Annotated in this window: 15 protein-coding genes; 12 read left to right on the forward strand and 3 right to left on the reverse strand. The window is 61.1% G+C overall.

Annotation, left to right across the window (positions count from 1 at the left end; genetic code table 11):
• Nucleotides 1–8: 8 nt before the first annotated feature.
• From cbiM to AC4HIX_RS17845, 4 genes are read left to right on the forward strand one after another with little or no spacing between them, the layout of a single operon-like run.
• On the forward strand, nucleotides 9–626 hold the full coding sequence (gene cbiM / locus AC4HIX_RS17830) for a cobalt transporter CbiM (protein ID WP_475047730.1): 618 nt from the start codon (nucleotides 9–11) through the stop codon (nucleotides 624–626).
• Nucleotides 623–1,207: a cobalt ABC transporter permease gene (locus AC4HIX_RS17835; RefSeq protein ID WP_490399960.1), complete on the forward strand. Its 585-nt coding sequence runs from the start codon at nucleotides 623–625 to the stop codon at nucleotides 1,205–1,207. Before cbiM ends, AC4HIX_RS17835 begins: the two co-directional genes overlap by 4 nt.
• Nucleotides 1,204–1,992 (forward strand): cobalt ECF transporter T component CbiQ, encoded by a 789-nt coding sequence (gene cbiQ, locus AC4HIX_RS17840; protein ID WP_490399961.1) that lies wholly within the window; start codon nucleotides 1,204–1,206, stop codon nucleotides 1,990–1,992. The genes AC4HIX_RS17835 and cbiQ overlap by 4 nt, the downstream gene beginning before the upstream one ends.
• Nucleotides 1,979–2,659: an energy-coupling factor ABC transporter ATP-binding protein gene (locus AC4HIX_RS17845; protein WP_490399962.1), complete on the forward strand. Its 681-nt coding sequence runs from the start codon at nucleotides 1,979–1,981 to the stop codon at nucleotides 2,657–2,659. The genes cbiQ and AC4HIX_RS17845 overlap by 14 nt, the downstream gene beginning before the upstream one ends.
• Before the next feature lie 188 nt (nucleotides 2,660–2,847).
• Here AC4HIX_RS17845 and AC4HIX_RS17850 read toward each other — a convergent pair whose 3' ends face one another.
• The 3 genes from AC4HIX_RS17850 to AC4HIX_RS17860 are packed head-to-tail and all read right to left on the reverse strand — an operon-like array spanning nucleotide 2,848 to nucleotide 5,847.
• On the reverse strand, nucleotides 2,848–3,312 hold the full coding sequence (locus tag AC4HIX_RS17850) for a hypothetical protein (RefSeq protein ID WP_490399963.1): 465 nt from the start codon (nucleotides 3,310–3,312) through the stop codon (nucleotides 2,848–2,850).
• A gap of 24 nt (nucleotides 3,313–3,336) precedes the next feature.
• Complete coding sequence (locus tag AC4HIX_RS17855) at nucleotides 3,337–4,044, reverse strand: hypothetical protein (protein WP_475047718.1); 708 nt, start codon at nucleotides 4,042–4,044, stop codon at nucleotides 3,337–3,339.
• Nucleotides 4,045–4,077: 33 nt separating this feature from the next.
• On the reverse strand, nucleotides 4,078–5,847 hold the full coding sequence (locus tag AC4HIX_RS17860) for a S8 family peptidase (RefSeq protein ID WP_490399964.1): 1,770 nt from the start codon (nucleotides 5,845–5,847) through the stop codon (nucleotides 4,078–4,080).
• A gap of 452 nt (nucleotides 5,848–6,299) precedes the next feature.
• Between AC4HIX_RS17860 and AC4HIX_RS17865 the strand changes: the two genes are divergently transcribed.
• From AC4HIX_RS17865 to fdhF, 8 genes are all read left to right on the forward strand, one after another.
• Nucleotides 6,300–7,055: an amino acid ABC transporter substrate-binding protein gene (locus tag AC4HIX_RS17865; protein WP_490399965.1), complete on the forward strand. Its 756-nt coding sequence runs from the start codon at nucleotides 6,300–6,302 to the stop codon at nucleotides 7,053–7,055.
• Between the two features lie 8 nt (nucleotides 7,056–7,063).
• The gene (locus tag AC4HIX_RS17870; protein ID WP_490399966.1) at nucleotides 7,064–7,738 is read left to right on the forward strand and encodes an amino acid ABC transporter permease; all 675 of its coding nucleotides are present in this window, start codon (nucleotides 7,064–7,066) and stop codon (nucleotides 7,736–7,738) included.
• The gene (locus AC4HIX_RS17875; protein WP_490399967.1) at nucleotides 7,735–8,484 is read left to right on the forward strand and encodes an amino acid ABC transporter ATP-binding protein; all 750 of its coding nucleotides are present in this window, start codon (nucleotides 7,735–7,737) and stop codon (nucleotides 8,482–8,484) included. Before AC4HIX_RS17870 ends, AC4HIX_RS17875 begins: the two co-directional genes overlap by 4 nt.
• A gap of 279 nt (nucleotides 8,485–8,763) precedes the next feature.
• Entirely contained in the window at nucleotides 8,764–10,416 is a 1,653-nt protein-coding gene (locus AC4HIX_RS17880; RefSeq protein WP_490399968.1) for an FAD/NAD(P)-binding protein, read from the forward strand.
• 414 nt (nucleotides 10,417–10,830) lie between these two features.
• Nucleotides 10,831–11,226, forward strand: a complete 396-nt coding sequence (locus AC4HIX_RS17885; RefSeq protein ID WP_475047702.1) for a winged helix DNA-binding protein — start codon at nucleotides 10,831–10,833, stop codon at nucleotides 11,224–11,226.
• A gap of 53 nt (nucleotides 11,227–11,279) precedes the next feature.
• Nucleotides 11,280–12,188: a LysR family transcriptional regulator gene (locus AC4HIX_RS17890; protein ID WP_490399969.1), complete on the forward strand. Its 909-nt coding sequence runs from the start codon at nucleotides 11,280–11,282 to the stop codon at nucleotides 12,186–12,188.
• A gap of 95 nt (nucleotides 12,189–12,283) precedes the next feature.
• On the forward strand, nucleotides 12,284–13,972 hold the full coding sequence (locus AC4HIX_RS17895; protein WP_490399970.1) for an NAD(P)H-dependent oxidoreductase subunit E: 1,689 nt from the start codon (nucleotides 12,284–12,286) through the stop codon (nucleotides 13,970–13,972).
• 3 nt (nucleotides 13,973–13,975) lie between these two features.
• Complete coding sequence (fdhF, locus tag AC4HIX_RS17900; protein WP_490399971.1) at nucleotides 13,976–16,750, forward strand: formate dehydrogenase subunit alpha; 2,775 nt, start codon at nucleotides 13,976–13,978, stop codon at nucleotides 16,748–16,750.
• Nucleotides 16,751–16,814: the final 64 nt, after the last annotated feature.

Raw genomic sequence — 16,814 nt, forward strand, 5'->3', positions numbered from 1 at the left:
GCAGACCGATGCATATCGTAGACGGCGCTCTGTCAAACCCGGTAGTGATTGGCGGCGCTGTTGCTGCAGCCGGCGGTATCGCTATGGGTCTGCGCAGCCTGCCGCTGGAGCGCATTCCGGCGGCAGGGGTTCTTTCGGCCAGTTTCTTTGTGGCTTCGCTGATCCATGTCCCGATCGGGCCCAGTTCGGTTCACCTGATCCTGAACGGGCTGGCCGGGCTGGTTCTGGGATGGGCCGCGTTTCCGGCACTGTTTGTCGGGTTGTTGTTGCAAGCGGTGTTCTTTGGCTTTGGCGGGCTGACGGTGCTGGGTGTGAATGCCGTGAATATCGCCTTGCCCGCTGTTCTGGTGGGGCTGGCTTTCCGCCCGCTGGTGGCTCGCGGCTCGCCGCTGCACGGCGCGATCTGGGGCGGTATCGGAGGCGGAGCTGCGATAGCGGCAACGACATTGGCCGTAGCCTTCTCGCTAATGCTGTCCGGCGATGAGTTCATTCTAGCCGCCAAGCTTGTCTTCTTCTCGCATATACCTGTGATGGTTATCGAAGCGCTTCTGTCAGGCGCCGCAATCTTCCTGGCCCGGCGGGTTAAACCTGAGCTGTTCTTTGACACGAAAGGCAGCCTGACGTGATCCGGTCCTGTGTTCTGATTCTTGCTCTTCTCGCACCGCTGCCGGCATTGGCCCACAATGTGATCTCTGCGGTATTCCCCTCCGGCTCGGATATCGAGGGCGAGGTTGGCTTTTCCAATGGCGCAATGGCTCCGGACTTGCTGATCGAAGTCTTTGACGAAGCTGGGAGCAAGCTGGGTGAAACCAATACGGACTCCGACGGCTTTTTCCTGTTCACACCGTCGGAGCCGGTAACGCATGTGTTTCGCGGCGACCTTGGCGCTGGCCACGTTGCGGAAGTGATCATGGATGCGGCAGAGGTCGCGCAGATCCTGGGTCAAAACCCGCGCAGGCTAATGCCTGCGGCCGGCGGCACAACTGAAGCCCCCTCGTCCGCCGCGGCTGCCGGCCTGTCCGGTGAGGCCCGCGCTGAGCTGGCCGCCATGATTCGCAACGAACTGCGCCCGCTCCGGCAGGAACTGACCGCGTTCAAGAACAAGTCGGACTTTCAGTCTATCCTTGGCGGCATCGGCTATATCTTTGGCTTGTTCGGGCTGGGCTTCTACATCGCCGCGCAGCGCAAGATTGGCGGCAGCTCATGACCTATGTTCTGACCGGCGCTGAAAAACCGCTCAGCGGCATCGGCGTTTTCCGCGCCAAGGTCACCACGCTTGATCCTCGGATGCGCATCGTGATGAGCGCGGCTTATGCCGTTGTCGTTGTCTCTCTCAGCAATCTCTGGGTGCTGTCGGTTGCGCTGGGCTTGTCAATGTCACTCTTGGCGTTTTCCGGTTTGCCGCCCCGGAAAACACTGAAAAGAATGGCGATGATGGACAGTTTCATCGTCTTCATGCTGGTACTGCTGCCCTTTACTGTCCCGGGAACTCCTGTCTTTTCCATTTGGGGCCTAGAGGCGAGTTGGGAGGGACTGTGGCGTGCGGTGGAAATAGCCCTCACCGCAAATGCAGTCATTCTTGCGGTCATGACGCTGGTTGGGTCCATGGAACCTGTGACGATGGGACACGCGCTGTTTGCGCTCAAAACCCCTGAACGGCTGGTGCATCTGATGATGTTCACAATCCGCTACATCGACGTCCTGCGCGAGGAATACCAGCGCCTGCGCACCTCGATGAAGCTGCGCGGGTTCCGTCCCGGGACCAATTGGCACACCTACCGCAGCTATGGCTATCTGGTCGGCATGATGCTGGTGCGTGCTATCGAACGGTCGGAACGCATTCTGGCTGCGATGAAATGCCGGGGGTTCTCCGGCCGCATTATCCTGCTGGAAGACTTCCGCTTTAGCAGGGCCGACCTGTTTTTTGCCGCGGCCGTTACCGCCGCCCTTGCCGCCTTGATTTGGGTTGAGGCCATCTATGCAGCTTCTTGACTTGAATAACATTCACTTCTCCTACCCCGGACTTGATCCGGTTCTGGAAGACGCGTCGATGCAGCTTAACGCGGGTGAACGTCTGTCGATTGTCGGGCCAAACGGCGCCGGGAAGTCGACACTCCTGAAAGTTATCATGGGGCTGCTGACCCCCACCAGAGGTACGGTCAAAGCCTTTGGCAAAACCTGCGCTGAGGAAGCGGATTTCCACGAAATGCGCCGCCGCGTCGGCTTTGTCTTCCAGGACGCTGACGACCAGCTTTTTTGCCCGACTGTGGCCGAGGATGTGGCCTTTGGCCCGCTCAACCTGGGAAAAACTAAACAGGAGGCGCTGGCCATCGTCGACAGCGTGCTGAACCGTCTGGGGCTGATGCATCTGCGCGAGCGGGTCACGCACAAACTTTCGGGTGGTGAGAAGCGGCTGGTGACACTGGCCACGGTGCTGGCGATGGAGCCGGACGTTCTCATCCTTGATGAGCCGACCAACGCGCTGGACCCGGAAAATTACACGCGGCTGGCAGAGATCCTGGAGGGGCTGGATCAGGCGGTTCTTCTGGTCAGCCATGATCCTGAGTTCCGTGAACGGATTGCTCCGGAAGGGTATCAGTTGAGTGAGCGGAAACTCACGAGGGTGCCAGGCCGCATTCAGGGCCGGGCAAGGCAGTGAGCGTGCTTGGAAGCAATTAGCCTTCCGGGGGCTGGGCACCTGGCGTATTGGTGAGTTTTCCCTAGCGGCCTGACTGACCGCAGCCCGGATCACTCGGCCTGTTCAGCAACCAAGGCTGCGTTATCTCTTGGTTGTTTCTGCGGTAGCAGATTGGGCCGGGAAGTTCCGCGGCCCAATCTGGACAGTGCTCAGTCTTCGGCTAACCAGCCGATCACTGCACCGCTGCCAAATGCGATCAGCGCCACAGTCACGGAAATCCCGATTGTTACGGGTTCGCGCTCATCAGAGGCGGGCAGGTTGAATTGATCGAGGTCGATCCCGTAGCGTTCGAACAGAGCGCGAAAAGCGGCCATGGCGTCAGGGTCGCTTTCGAGCTGCTTCTGAATCACCGGGCCATAGGCCTTGATGACGGCATCGTAATCTTGCCGCTCAAGCGCATCGGACAGCAGTTCGACGAGCCGGGCTAACAGCGCGTCGAGTGCGGCAGGATCGCCGGCGGTGCGTTCACCGGGGCCGTGGGTCGTGCGCGGCGAGGTCGTGATCGGCGGCGGACCGAATGGGCCGCCGGGCCAGGGATCGAACGGGCCGGGAACGGGTGGAAAGGTGGGAGGAGGGAAGAAGATTGTCTTGGTCGGATCGAGTTTCGCAGACATTGCTTTTCTCCGGATCGGAATGAATTAGTCGACGTATTTTTTCCACAGCTTCTTGCCGGTGCTTCCCGTGGCGAGGCCCGCCGCAAAAAGGCCGGTGACGGCGATGAACGCAGGGACGAAGCGTTCGCCGTCGTCGGAAGAGAATTTGTCGATCAGCTTTTCAATGATGGCATTCTGGATGATGATCGGCAGGATAATGGGTAATGGCGGAAGGATGGCGCGATCGTCGTCCTCGTCGTCTTCGATCAGTTCTCCGGCCAGCCAAACACCGCCGGCAACCACCCAGGGGGCCAGAAACCAGACCGCGCGCTCATCGTCGTTGGTGGAGCTCCCGGGCTCGCCGGCACCTGCGATGGCCTTGTCGATCTGCCCTTGTGCATAAGGCATCTTCTTAAGGTTCTTCAGCCAATCGGGCAGAAGAATGCACCCGCGGTCGAGATCAATCATGGAGAACGCATCAAGCGGCGGCGCCTTTGTATCGCCCAGCGACCGGCTGGACCGGTTTGCTGATGCAGTCGCGGACGAGGGCGTGCCATTTCCGGTTCCCGGCGTAGCTGGCGCGCTGTTGCTGCCTGTGCCTGAGCCCGAAGTAGCACCGGAGTTTTCCAGCATGGCGACCAATTCTGACAAAACGTCCTCGACCGAGCGTTCGCCCGATTGCGATCTTTCGCCTGAGGATGTCTTGGTTTTCGAACTGCGCTTACCGCGCGGGTCAGAATATGTGCGGGACATGAATAGACCTCCTTTTTTAAGGAACTTAAAACTTCAACTAGGTATGGACGCATCGATGAGGTCTTGCGCTGCACCTGTCAGAGCAAGCACTGCGGCGTCGGTGATGTCGCCAGGATGTTCTCCTCCTTTCATGAATTGAATGATGGTTTCGAGGACGGTCTGCGCCCTTTGCCGGAACGCGATATCGCTTTTTAGCAGCGCCAGGATTATGAAACGCCGTGTGCTGAGAAATGAGATGATGGCCTGACCCGCGGAACTGGACGCAAGATAGGCGGCGTTAAAGGCGTCGATCTGTTCGATGTCGGCCAGGGCAGGGCTGTCGCGCAGCGCTTCGATAAGAGGCGAAATACCCTCAAGCGCCCGGGCCGCGTCGACCCGTCCGTACCCGTAGAACCGGCTATGACCGGTATTGTCGTATTCTCCTTCTTCAAAATCGATCTGGAGGGCGGTTGACCTCAGGATGGCGCGCACCTCGGCACCGGTCAGCGACGGACAGACGGACAGCATAAGCGCGGCGACACCCGCCACCAGCGGCGCGGCCGACGAGGTTCCGCCAAAAAAGCTTGTATAGCCCCCATTAGATGAGGTGGTGATCGACCGGAAGCCTCCGCTGCTGGGGGCGCAGACGTCGATCTCGGGGCCGAAATCGCTGTAACCGGCGCGCCTGTCGCTATCGGTAGAGGCGGCAACGGCAAGCGTCTCGGGGTGGCTCGCCCATTCATCGTCCGAGACGGCCTCATTGCCATTGCCCGCTGCCCAGACGATCACTGCGCCACGCCCTTGCCGACCGAGTGTGATGGCTTCTTCCATTGCCGCGCGGACCACGTCGGGCAAGATCCAGGGCCGCCCATCGTAGCCAAAACTGCAAGAAATCACATCTGCGCCCTGCTGCCAGGCCCAGGAAAAGGCCTCGGCCATCCTGACGTGTTCGCTGATATCCGCCCGGCGTATTGGCATCAGCCGGCAATTGGGTGCGACACCGACGACGTCGCCTGTGCCCCATCCGGCCACCGCCACGCCCGCGCAGGAGGTGCCGTGGGAGGATACCGTGGGCGCTGGAACACCATCGCCATCGGCCGCGTCAAAGGGCGCCACGATTTTTCCCGGAGCCGAAAACGACGGATGAGCAAGCTCGACACCGCTGTCGATTATGCAAACGATGATTTCCGGCGAGCCGCGAGTGATACACCAAGCGGCACGTGCATTTATGTCGGCGCCAGGCAGACCGCCACCTTGGCCAGTGTTTTCAAGGTGCCATTGTTCGGTGAAGAGGGCGTTGGGTGGTGCTTCGGCACGGCGTTCGGGAACCTCTTCGATGAAATTGGGTGACGCAAAGCGCACACCGGGCTCCCCGGCCAGACTCAAAGCAAGCGCAATGCCGTCCTCTTCGGGTACTGTGACGAGCCAGCTTGGTGCCGAAAGCGGCAGCCGGCGCAGTATCTTGGCGCCATAGCCGGTCAGAACAGCCAGGGCGGTGTCTTCGGTGATGTCCGTTTCAAACCCTACCGCGACCTCACCGGTAGGCAGCAAAAGCGCTCCTGACTCGTCCAGCACCGCCGGGAAGGCACGTTCGCCGAACGCGGCACGAAGCGAGCGCTCTGCGCGGTTTTCGTCCTCTGCCCCGAGTATAGCCTCTGCCTCGCGCAGGGCGGGGATCAGGTCCTCGATCCGCCGCAGCTCTGTGGCACGTTCATCGATAAGTTCACCGTTGACGACCAATTGGAACCGGTTGCTGCCCAGCGGCACATTGCGCCACCCTGGCAGCGACACCGCGCCGCGTTCGGGATCGACGGGGACAACCATGGCTGTTCTCAGACGTTTCCCTGCGCGCAGTTTTCCTCCCGCAAAGTACTCTACCTTTACCATACGTCACTTTAGCACAGGCACTTGAGTCGCGAAAAATAGAAAGGCCGAACTACTGCCGCGGGATTGGAAAACTGCCCGAGGCCCGGGTCACACGCAGCTAACCGGCTAGGGATCGCCTGAAGCGGAGTCTTGCCGGCTCTGTCACCATGACGGGGTGGTGACGCCATTGCAGATTCCTGCACCTGGCCCTGAAGAACGGCTGCATTGGGAGGAGGATGTTCCTTGAAGCGCATACTGCCCAAAAAGTTGTTGCGGCTCTCGGCTTGCCTTGGAATGCTGGTTTCCCGTTTGCTTCCCGCGTCCAAGAACTGTTTTTCATTTGACCAAACGGTTGAAACATTCTTTAGGGCCCTCACTTTAGGGCGGACCAATCAGACAGGAGCAGACTTATGCTAAAATCCCTTACTCTTGGCGCGTTTGCCGCCGCCGTGCTGGGTACCGCCGCCTTTGCCGAGACTGAAGAGCTGCGGGTTGGCATGTCGGGAGGCTATTTCCCCTTCACCTTTGTGAAGCAGGACCAGCTGCAAGGGTTCGAAGTCGATGTGATGGACGCGGTCGGAGACGTGGCCGGTTTGGATATCACTTATGAGACCATGACTTTTTCCGGGCTGGTCGGGGCGCTGGAATCCGGAAGGATCGACACTATTGCAAACCAGATCACGATCACGCCTGAGCGCGAGGAAAAGTTCGCTTTCAGCCAGCCGTATGTGATCGACGGAGCGCAGGTTGTTGTGCGCAAGGGCAACGAAGAGGTTGGATCGGTCGAAGATCTGCGCGGCCGGTCGGTCGCGGTCAACCTCGGGTCGAATTTCGAGCAGTTGCTGCACGAGCTGCCTTACGCCTCAGAGATCGACATCCGCACCTACGAGAGCAATATCGCCCAGGACACTGCGCTTGGCCGCGTCGATGCATTCGTGATGGACCGCGTGTCTTCGGTCCAGCTCATCAAAGAAAGCCCGCTGCCGCTGCAGCTGGCAGGAGCGCCGTTTTCTGAGATCCGCAATGCTCTGCCTTTTGCCGATACCGAGGAAGGGCGCGAGCTGCGCGACCGTATCGATGCGGCACTGGACACGCTGCGGGCTGATGGTACTTTGACCGAAATCTCCACGAAGTGGTTCGGTTCTGACATCACTGTTGCACAATAGGATTGACGATGCGGGCGCTTGACTTCGATTACATGCTCGGGCTGGTGCCCGTCATCCTGTCCTACGTTCCGATTACCCTGGCCATGGCCGTCGCGTCCATGGTGCTGGCGCTGATCCTGGCTTCCTTCCTTGCTGTGGAACGGGTCATCAAGGTGCCGGTGCTGGACAATCTGGTTGTCCTGTTCATCAGCTTTTTTCGCGGCACCCCTCTGCTGGTACAGCTGTTTCTATTCTATTTCGGCCTGCCGCAGCTGCTGCCCGCGCTTGCCAATATCAACGGCGTGACCGCCGCGATCATGGGGCTTACGCTTCATTTCGCCGCCTACATGGCTGAGAGCATCCGCGCCGCAATCGCCGGGGTCGACCGCAGCCAATGGGAGGCGGCGCAGTCCATCGGTATGACGCAGGTCCAGATGATGCGCCGCATCATACTCCCTCAAGCGACGCGGATCGCGGCGCCGACGCTGGTGAATTACTTCATCGATATGATTAAAGGCACGTCGCTGGCCTTTACGCTTGGGGTCACCGAAATGATGGGCGCAGCGCAGAAGGAGGCGGCTGGCAGCTTCCTCTATTTCGAAGCGTTTCTGGTTGTCGCGGTCATCTACTGGGTGATGGTCGAGGCGCTGAGCCAGGTCCAGGGCCGGCTGGAAACCCGTTTGAACAAGGCTTTTGCGCGATGATTTCTATCCGGGGACTTACCAAGTCGTTCCGCGGCGCACCGGTGCTGCGCGAGATCGACCTTGACATCGAAGACGGCGAAAAGGTCGTTGTGATCGGCCCGTCCGGCACAGGGAAATCGACTCTCTTGCGGAGCCTCAACTTCCTTGATGTGCCCGATGCGGGGCAAATCACGGTTGGCGATCTGACCATTGATGCCGCGCGGGCGTCGAAATCCGAAATCCTGGCTCTGCGCCGCCGCACGGGATTTGTATTTCAGAATTATGCGCTCTTTGCCAACAAGACGGCGAAAGAGAACATCATGGAAGCACTTGTCACCGTCCAGAAGCGGCCCCGCGCCGAGGCCGAGGAACGCGCCCTGTCGGTTTTGCGGGAAACCGGGCTGGCCGAGAAGGCGGACAGCTACCCGGCGGCCTTGTCCGGGGGGCAACAGCAGCGCGTGGGTATTGGCCGTGCAATGGCGCTTGGTGCAGACGTCTTGCTGTTCGACGAGCCGACGTCGGCGCTGGACCCGGAGTGGGTGGGCGAGGTGCTGGACCTGATGCGGCGGGTTGCCGAGAAAAGCCAGACCATGATTATCGTCACCCACGAGATGCAGTTCGCACGTGAAATCGCGGACCGGATCGTGTTCATGGATGGCGGCAAGATCGTCGAATCCGGCCCGCCGCGGCAGATTTTCGATGCGCCACGGGATGACCGGCTCAAGCGGTTTTTGAAACGTGTGAGCCGCGAGGAGCAATCCGGATAGGTGAAATCCGGCACGGGCGTTCTAACGGTGAACCACATGTCCTGAGTATCTCCTGCCGGTATGCCATCGGTAAGGCCAACCGCAATTTTCGCTTGGAAACCGGCACGGTAACAAAATCCGTACCTCCGCAGGTGGCACGCGATAGAATCCGCGCAGGGGCAAAAAGAAGTAAACTTACAGTGGGGCACCCGGCTCAGCGGCATTTCGCGGAAATGGCTTGCGCCGCGGGACGCTAGCGGCCCAAGGTGGCAGGGCTGTGCTGGGTAAGGGAGCGCATAAATGGGGCGAGACTTGCGCCGGGTTGCCATTGTTGGGTTCGGGCCGCGCGGCCTTGGTGCGCTGGAGGCGCTGGTGCGCCGTGCCTCTGAAGAAGGCAGGGCACTGGAGGTGGATGTTTTCGACCCCTCCAGCTATCCAGCGGCGGGCCCAAGCTTCGACCCAAGCGAAAGTGAAACTTGCCTGCTGAACCTGCCGTTGCGCAGCATCGACCTGCCGCCGCCGCCGCTGGCGCGCGGGGCAGAAAGCAGTTTCGCCGAATGGATGGGCCAGGCCGCCGGGGATGGAGAGGCGTTTCTGCCGCGGGCCAAACTCGGTGCTTACCTGAACGCCCGGTTCAATGCACTGCTCGCTGATCTGCCAGACTCGATTGCGGTGCGACATTGCGCGGCGCGGGTCACCAGGGCGGAGCGCGGTAAGGCGGGCTGGCAACTGCGTGCGCAGGGTTTGACCCGCGGCCCCTACGATAATGTGCTGCTGTCCCTAGGGCAGCCTGAAACAGCGAGCGACGAGCAGCTGTCGCGCTGGCAAGATCATGCGGACCGAAATTCATTGCCCCTAATGCCGGCCTACCCTGGGACAGACTTGATAAGTGCGGCCCAAGGCTGGGCGGGCCGGATTGTTGGTATTCGCGGCATGGCGCTTTCGGCGCTTGATGTTGTCCGCATGCTGACATTGGGTCTTGGCGGACGGTTCGAAGGTGACCGCTATATCGCGTCCGGGCGGGAACCGGCCCGGATCGTGCCTTTTTCGCTGGATGGTCAGGCGCCTGCCCCGAAACCCCTGAATGCAAAGCTGGACGCGCGCTTTGATCCGCTGGATGAAGAGACCGCGGCATTTGAAAAAGCCATGCGTGCCGGGCTGTTTGAACAGCCTGATACCGGTCTGAAACCGCTTTGCCGCGTTCTTGAGGCCGCAGCGCTGCGCATAATCCGCGCCAGTGGAGGGGCAGCGCAGACCGCCGAGGTCCGGGAATGGCTGAAGCTGGAACGGGACCATCCGGGAAGCCAGGAACAGCGGGGGACGCTGGACGCTCTGCGCGCAGGCATCGCCCAAGCCGAGGGGGAAGCGCCGCCCGCCATCGGCTACACAGTCGGCCAGCTTTGGCGAAAGTGGCAGCCGTTGCTGCGCCGCGTCTTTGACAGTTCCCCGGTGTCTGCCGGCACTGCGCGGGACTTTGTTGAGTTTGATGACGGTCTCAAGCGTTATTCCTACGGGGCGCCAGTAGAAACCGCCCGTCAGCTGCAGATCCTCATTGAGACCGGGCTGGTAGATCCGCGTGCGGCAGATGATCCTGATATCACGCTCACGCCGCAGGGCTGGCGGCTGCAATCCGGCGGTCACGCGGTGACCGCCGATGTCATGATTGACGCCGTTCTGCCTCAGCCCGCGGTGGAATCTGTGACGGAGCCGCTTGTGGCAAGGCTGCGGCAAGACTTGGCATTGAACCCCCTTGGCAGCGGTTTGGGGGCAAACTGTGCACCGGACGCAGCGCTGGCCGGAGCTGACGGCGAACCGGTTGCAGGGCTCGCGCTGACAGGCAGGCTGGCACAGGGCAGCGCAATTGCCACTGACTCGATTCATGATTGTTTCGGCAGCATTTCTGACAGGTGGGCGCAGGCAGTTCTTTCTGCGGCTACCGCGCAGCGATCCTGAACCGCGCCATTCCACTCAGCGGTTTGCAGAGCAGCGGGTGAGCAGCAGGCGGACGGTTGCACGGTTTCCGTTTGGTTAACATATTGAGTTTCCGGGTATTGAAGTCCGGAGGAATTGGCAGGATAAGTTGAGGGTAATTTGAGATGGATTTTCAAGAAGGAGCCTGCGCCTCCTTGTACCGTGCGCTTTCTGGTGCTGGGTGGGGGTGTATTGGAAACTCCTGAATTTTGATCTGCTGTTTTCTGTGCCCTTGGGGCCGCCAAAACTTTTTATCGGAGCTGTTTCTTGGATAACAGATTGGACTCATCCTCGTTTTCATACCTGACTGAAGAAACGGCTGCTGACCGGCTCCACCGGCTGGAAATCGCTGTGCAGCGAGCCGGTGAGGGCCTGATCCGGTGGCAGGCCGGGTGTATGGAACTGGCCGGAAACGTGTCTCTGGCCGGAGCTGAGATCACCTTGTTGCGTCTGATTGGCGGCGGCCGGCGGTCCAAATCAATTAAGGAGCTGGCCCGTTCGACAAACCGTGTCGATATACCCAACATTCAGTATTCCCTGCGCAAGCTGGCGGCGGCGGGGCTGACCCGCAAACAGGGCGCTGGCCGTTCGGGTGTTACTTATGACCTGACTGACGAGGGCCGTGTGCTGGTGGAGGAGCTCAATTCACTGCGAGACCGCATGCTGATGCAGGCGCTCGAAGGGCGCACTGAGCTGGCAGGGCGGTTGCAAGGAGCGGCCGAAGTGCTGGAAGAGCTGGTGGAACTCTACGGAGAAGCCGCACAGCAGGCAGAAACGTCCGGCAAGGGCTGACATTTCAGCGGGGCCCATTGCAGGGGCCGGCGGCCGCGGCGTAAGGTGCTGGCATGATCGAGCTCAAGGATCTTCAGCTGCTGACCGCTTTGGCCCGCCACCAGCATTTTGCCAAGGCCGCGGCTGATTGCGGTATGTCGCAACCGGCGTTTTCCATGCGGATCCGCAATCTGGAGGAACGGCTGGGTCTGTCCATTGTGCGCCGCGCTAACCGGTTTCAGGGGCTGACCGAAGAGGGCATGATGATCGTGCGCCGGGCGCGTTCTATCCTGGATGATGCCAAGGCCCTAGAACAAGAGATCGCAGCATCGCGCGGCGAGGTGACCGGCACGCTGGTGCTGGGGGTGGTGCCGACCGCCACCGCTTGGGCCGCGCAGCTGGTGGACCAGGTGCACCAGGCTTATCCGCGGATTTTGGCCCAGGTCGAGGTGACGACATCACTGGCTATCCAGCAGCGCCTCTATGATGGTACAATTGATGCCGGTATTACCTACGCCGAGAGCATGGGGCGGGATCTGGTGTCAGTGCAGCCGCTGTATGAAGAGAGCTATGTGCTGCTGGCGCCCGAAGAGATGGTGGCGGACCGTGGCGGGACGATCAGCTGGGCCGAGGCCGCTGAATTGCCGCTGAGCCTTCTGGACCAGCAGATGCAGAACCGCCGTATTCTGGACCGGATATTCGCCGACCTGGAACTGAGGCCGGATATCGTGTCGGAGTCCAATGGCTTTATGGCGTCGATGGTTCTGGCGCGCGAAGGCTCCGCGGCGACGATTCTGCCGCGGGCGTTGATGCAGGCCTTGGGAGAGCTGGGGGGAACCCGGGTTCTCTCGCTGATCGAGCCGGAGCAATCTCGGCCGATTTGCATTGCGACTCTGGACCGGACACCGGAATTGACCACGGTTCAGGCCTTGAAAGAGGTAATTGCGACGTTTGTGGACGATGGGATGCCGCAAATGGCGTGATAAGCGTTGCTTATCGTGCAATCCAATTTCCAGATTTGACGATATTCATTCTTGATGGCATTTCGGAGTGAGTTACGTGCTGACTGGAGGACCCCATGGCACCATTGGATGATAGCAAGGGCGTATGGAAGTCCGGCAAAGGCAAGGGCCGCAAGACGCCCAAAGGCCGCCAGGTCGACGACATCGCGCTGAGCGAGGTTCAGGAATTGCTGGGGGACCGCCCGCGCAACCGCGACCTCTTGATTGAGTTCCTACACCTGATTCAGGACAAATACGGCTGCCTCAGCGCCGCGCATATCCGGGCGCTGGCCGAGGAAATGAGGACCGGTCAGGCGGAGATCTATGAGGTGGCCACCTTCTATGCCCATTTCGATGTGGTGAAAGAAGGCGAGACCCCGCCGCCGGCCCTGACCATCCGCGTCTGCGACTCGCTGTCCTGCGAACTGGCAGGTGCCCAGCAGCTGCAGAAGGCGCTGGAAGACGGTCTGGATGCCTCCCAGGTTCGCGTTTTACGCGCGCCGTGCATGGGCCGCTGCGACACCGCACCAGTGCTGGAAATCGGCCACAACCACATTGACCATGCGACCGTCGAGAAGGTGGAAGCAGCGATTGCGGCAGATGATACCCACGCCCATATCCCCGAGTATGAGACCTTCGCCTCTTATGAAGCAGAAGGCGGCTATGCCTCGCTGAAAGACCTGCGTGGGGGTGGCGATTGGGAAGCGGTTCAAGCGAAAGTCAAAGAAGCCGGCCTGCGCGGCCTTGGCGGCGCTGGTTTTCCCTCCGGCACCAAATGGGGCTTTGTGCGCGCCAACGAAGGCCCGCGCTACCTCGCCGTCAACGGCGACGAAGGCGAGCCCGGCACCTTCAAAGACCGCTACTATCTGGAGCGCACCCCGCACGTCTTCCTCGAAGGCATGCTGATCGCCGCTTGGGCGGTCGAGGCCGAGAAAGCCTTTATCTACATGCGCGATGAATACCCGGCAGTGCTTGAGATCCTCCGCCGCGAGATCAAGGCGCTGGAAATCGCCGGCATCGTCGAGGAAGGCTACATCGACCTGCGCCGCGGGGCAGGGGCCTATATCTGCGGTGAAGAAAGCGCGATGATCGAGTCGATCGAGGGCAAGCGCGGCGAGCCGCGCCACCGTCCGCCGTTTGTGGCGCAGGTGGGTGTCTTCGGTCGTCCGACTTTGGTCCATAATGTCGAGACCCTGTACTGGGTCGCCAAGATCTGCCGTGAAGGCCCGGAATGCCTGAACTCGGTTGAGAAGAACGGCCGCAAGGGCCTGCGCAGCTACTCGGTGTCGGGCCGGGTGAAGAACCCGGGCGTGCATCTGCTGCCCGCCGGTTCCACCATCACCGACATCATCGAAGCCTGCGGCGGCATGCTGGATGGTCACGCGTTCAAAGCGTATCAGCCGGGCGGCCCGTCCTCCGGCCTGCTGCCTGCGTCGATGAATGACATTCCGCTCGACTTCGACACGCTGCAGCCGCATGGCACTTTCATCGGATCCGCTGCTGTTGTGGTGCTGTCCGACCAGGACTCCGCCCGCGACGCAGCGCTGAACATGCTGCGCTTCTTCGAGGATGAAAGCTGCGGCCAGTGCACCCCCTGCCGGGTGGGCTGCGAAAAAGCCGTCAAGCTGATGAGCGAGAAGAAGTGGGATCAGAGCCTGTTGGAAGAGCTGAGCACCGCAATGGTGGACGCCTCGATCTGCGGGCTGGGCCAGGCCGCGCCGAACCCGATCCGCCTGACCATGAAACATTTTCCGGATGAGGTCTGAGCCATGAGCGATAAAGTCACATTCACACTCGATGGCGAACAGGTCACGGCGGACAAGGGTCTGACCATTTGGGAAGTCGCCAACGGCCGCGGGCTGAAGATCCCGCACCTGTGCCACAAGCCGCAGCCGGGCTACCGCCCTGACGGCAACTGCCGCGCCTGCATGGTGGAGATTGAAGGCGAGCGCACGCTGGCGGCCTCCTGTATCCGCGAACCCTCCGAGGGCATGGTTGTCACCACCAACAACGCGCGCGCCGAAAATGCCCGCAAGATGGTGATGGAACTGCTGGTGGCCGACCAGCCCAAGCGGGAAGAGGCACACGACAAATCCTCCCACATGTGGGACATGGCAGAGCTGAACGGCGTCACCGAGAGCCGCTTCCCGAAGCTGGAAGAGGGTCGCATCCCGCTGCTGGACGATTCCCACGTTGCCATGAAGGTGAACCTGGACGCCTGTATCTCCTGCGGCCTATGCGTGCGTGCCTGCCGCGAAGTGCAGGTGAACGACGTGATCGGCATGGCTGGCCGCGGCCATAACGCCTTCCCGACCTTTGATATCGCCGACCCGATGGGCCAGTCCACCTGCGTCGCATGCGGTGAGTGTGTGCAGGCCTGCCCGACCGGTGCACTGATGCCTGCCACCGTGCTGGACGAAAACCAGGTCGGCGACAGCAAGGACTATGATTCTGAAACCGAAAGCGTCTGCCCGTTCTGCGGTGTCGGCTGCAAGGTCTCGCTCAAGGTCAAGGACGGCAAAGTCAAGCATGTCGAGGGCATCAACGGCCCGGCAAACGAAGGCCGCCTGTGCGTCAAGGGCCGCTTTGGCTTTGACTATATTCACCACCCGCACCGCCTGACCAAGCCGCTGATCCGCCGCGACGATGCGCCGGCCAAGGGGCTGAATGTCGATCCGGGCAACCTGTCGACCCACTTCCGCGAAGCATCCTGGGAAGAAGCGATGGATCTGGCGGCCAAGGGCCTGATGAAGCTGCGGGACGAGAACCCGAAATCGGTTGCGGGCTTTGGCTCGGCGAAATGCACCAACGAAGAGGCCTACCTCTTCCAAAAGTTCATCCGCCAGGGTTTCAAGCACAACAACGTCGACCACTGCACCCGTCTGTGCCACGCCTCCTCGGTTGCGGCACTGATCGAAAACGTCGGCTCCGGCGCTGTGACCGCGACCTTCAACGAGATCGAAAACGCGGATGTGGCCATTGTGATCGGCTCCAACCCGATCGAGAACCACCCTGTGGCGGCGACCTACTTCAAGCAGTTCACCAAGCGCGGCGGCAAGCTGATTGTGATGGACCCCCGCGGCGTCGGCCTGCGCCGGTTCGCCACCGAAATGGTGCAGTTCCGTCCCGGCGCGGATGTGTCGATGCTGAACGCGATCATGAGCGTGATTGTCGAGGAAGGCCTGTACGACCAGGAATACATCGACAAATACACCGAGAACTGGGAAGCGGAAAAACAGCATCTGGCGCAGTTCACGCCTGAAAAGATGTCGGAGATTTGCGGTGTGTCCCCTGAGCAGCTGCGCAGTGTTGCGCGCATCTTTGCGGGCGGCAAGGCGGGCCTGATCTTCTGGGGCATGGGCGTGTCCCAGCACATTCACGGCACCGATAACTCGCGCTGCCTGATCTCGCTGGCGCTGATGACCGGCAACGTGGGCAAGCCGGGTGCAGGCCTGCACCCGCTGCGCGGCCAGAACAACGTGCAGGGCGCGTCCGACGCGGGCCTGATCCCGATGTTCCTGCCGGATTATCAGACCGTGACCTCGGATGATGTCCGCAAGAGCTTTACCGATGTCTGGGGCGGCGGCGACTTCTCGAACGAGAAGGGCCTGACCGTGACCGAGATCGTGGACGAGGCCTATGCCGGCAACATCAAGGGCATGTACATCCAGGGTGAAAACCCGGCGATGTCCGACCCTGATGCTGACCACGCACGCGATGCCTTTGCCAAGCTGGAACTGATGATCGTTCAGGACATCTTCCTGACCGAGACGGCAAACTATGCGGACATTATCCTGCCGGCCTCGGCGCTGTATGAAAAGAACGGCACCGTGTCGAACACCAACCGCCAGGTGCAGCGTGTGCGTCCGGCCGTTCCGCCTCCGGGCGAGGCGCGCGAGGACTGGCAGGTCACTGTCGAGCTGGCGCAGCGCATCGGCCTGCCGTGGGATTACAAGGATGTCAGCGAAGTCTTTGCCGAGATGAAGCTGAACATGAAGTCGCTGAACAACATCACCTGGGAGCGTCTGGAAACCGAGACCATCACCTACCCGTCGCTGCATGAGACCGACCCGGGTCAGGCGATCGTGTTCGGCGATGGTTTCCCGCGCCCCGAGGGCCGTGCCCGCTTTACCCCGGCGTCCGTGATCCCGCCGGATGAGGCACCGGATGCGGACTATCCGATGATCATGACCACCGGCCGCCAGCTGGAGCATTGGCACACCGGGTCGATGACCCGCCGGTCCAAGGTTCTGGACGCGGTGGAGCCGGAGGCGAACTGCTCGCTCAACCCGCGGACGCTCAAGCTGATGGGGATCGAGCCGGGTGAGATGATCCGCCTGTCGACCCGCCGCGGCTCGATCGAGATCATGGCGCGCGCCGACCGGGCGATTGCCGAGGACATGGTGTTTGTGCCTTTTGCCTATGTGGAGGCCGCCGCCAACATCCTGACCAACCCGGCGCTGGACCCCTACGGCAAGATTCCCGAGTTCAAGTTCTCGGCGGTGAAGGTCGAAAAGATTGAAGGCCAGATCGCCGCGGAATAAGGCGGCCAGGTAAGGCTGAACAGGGCGGGGGGCGGCCCCCGTGGTGGGCGCCCCGGGGGGTTGT

This window comes from Leisingera sp., assembly GCF_982940295.1.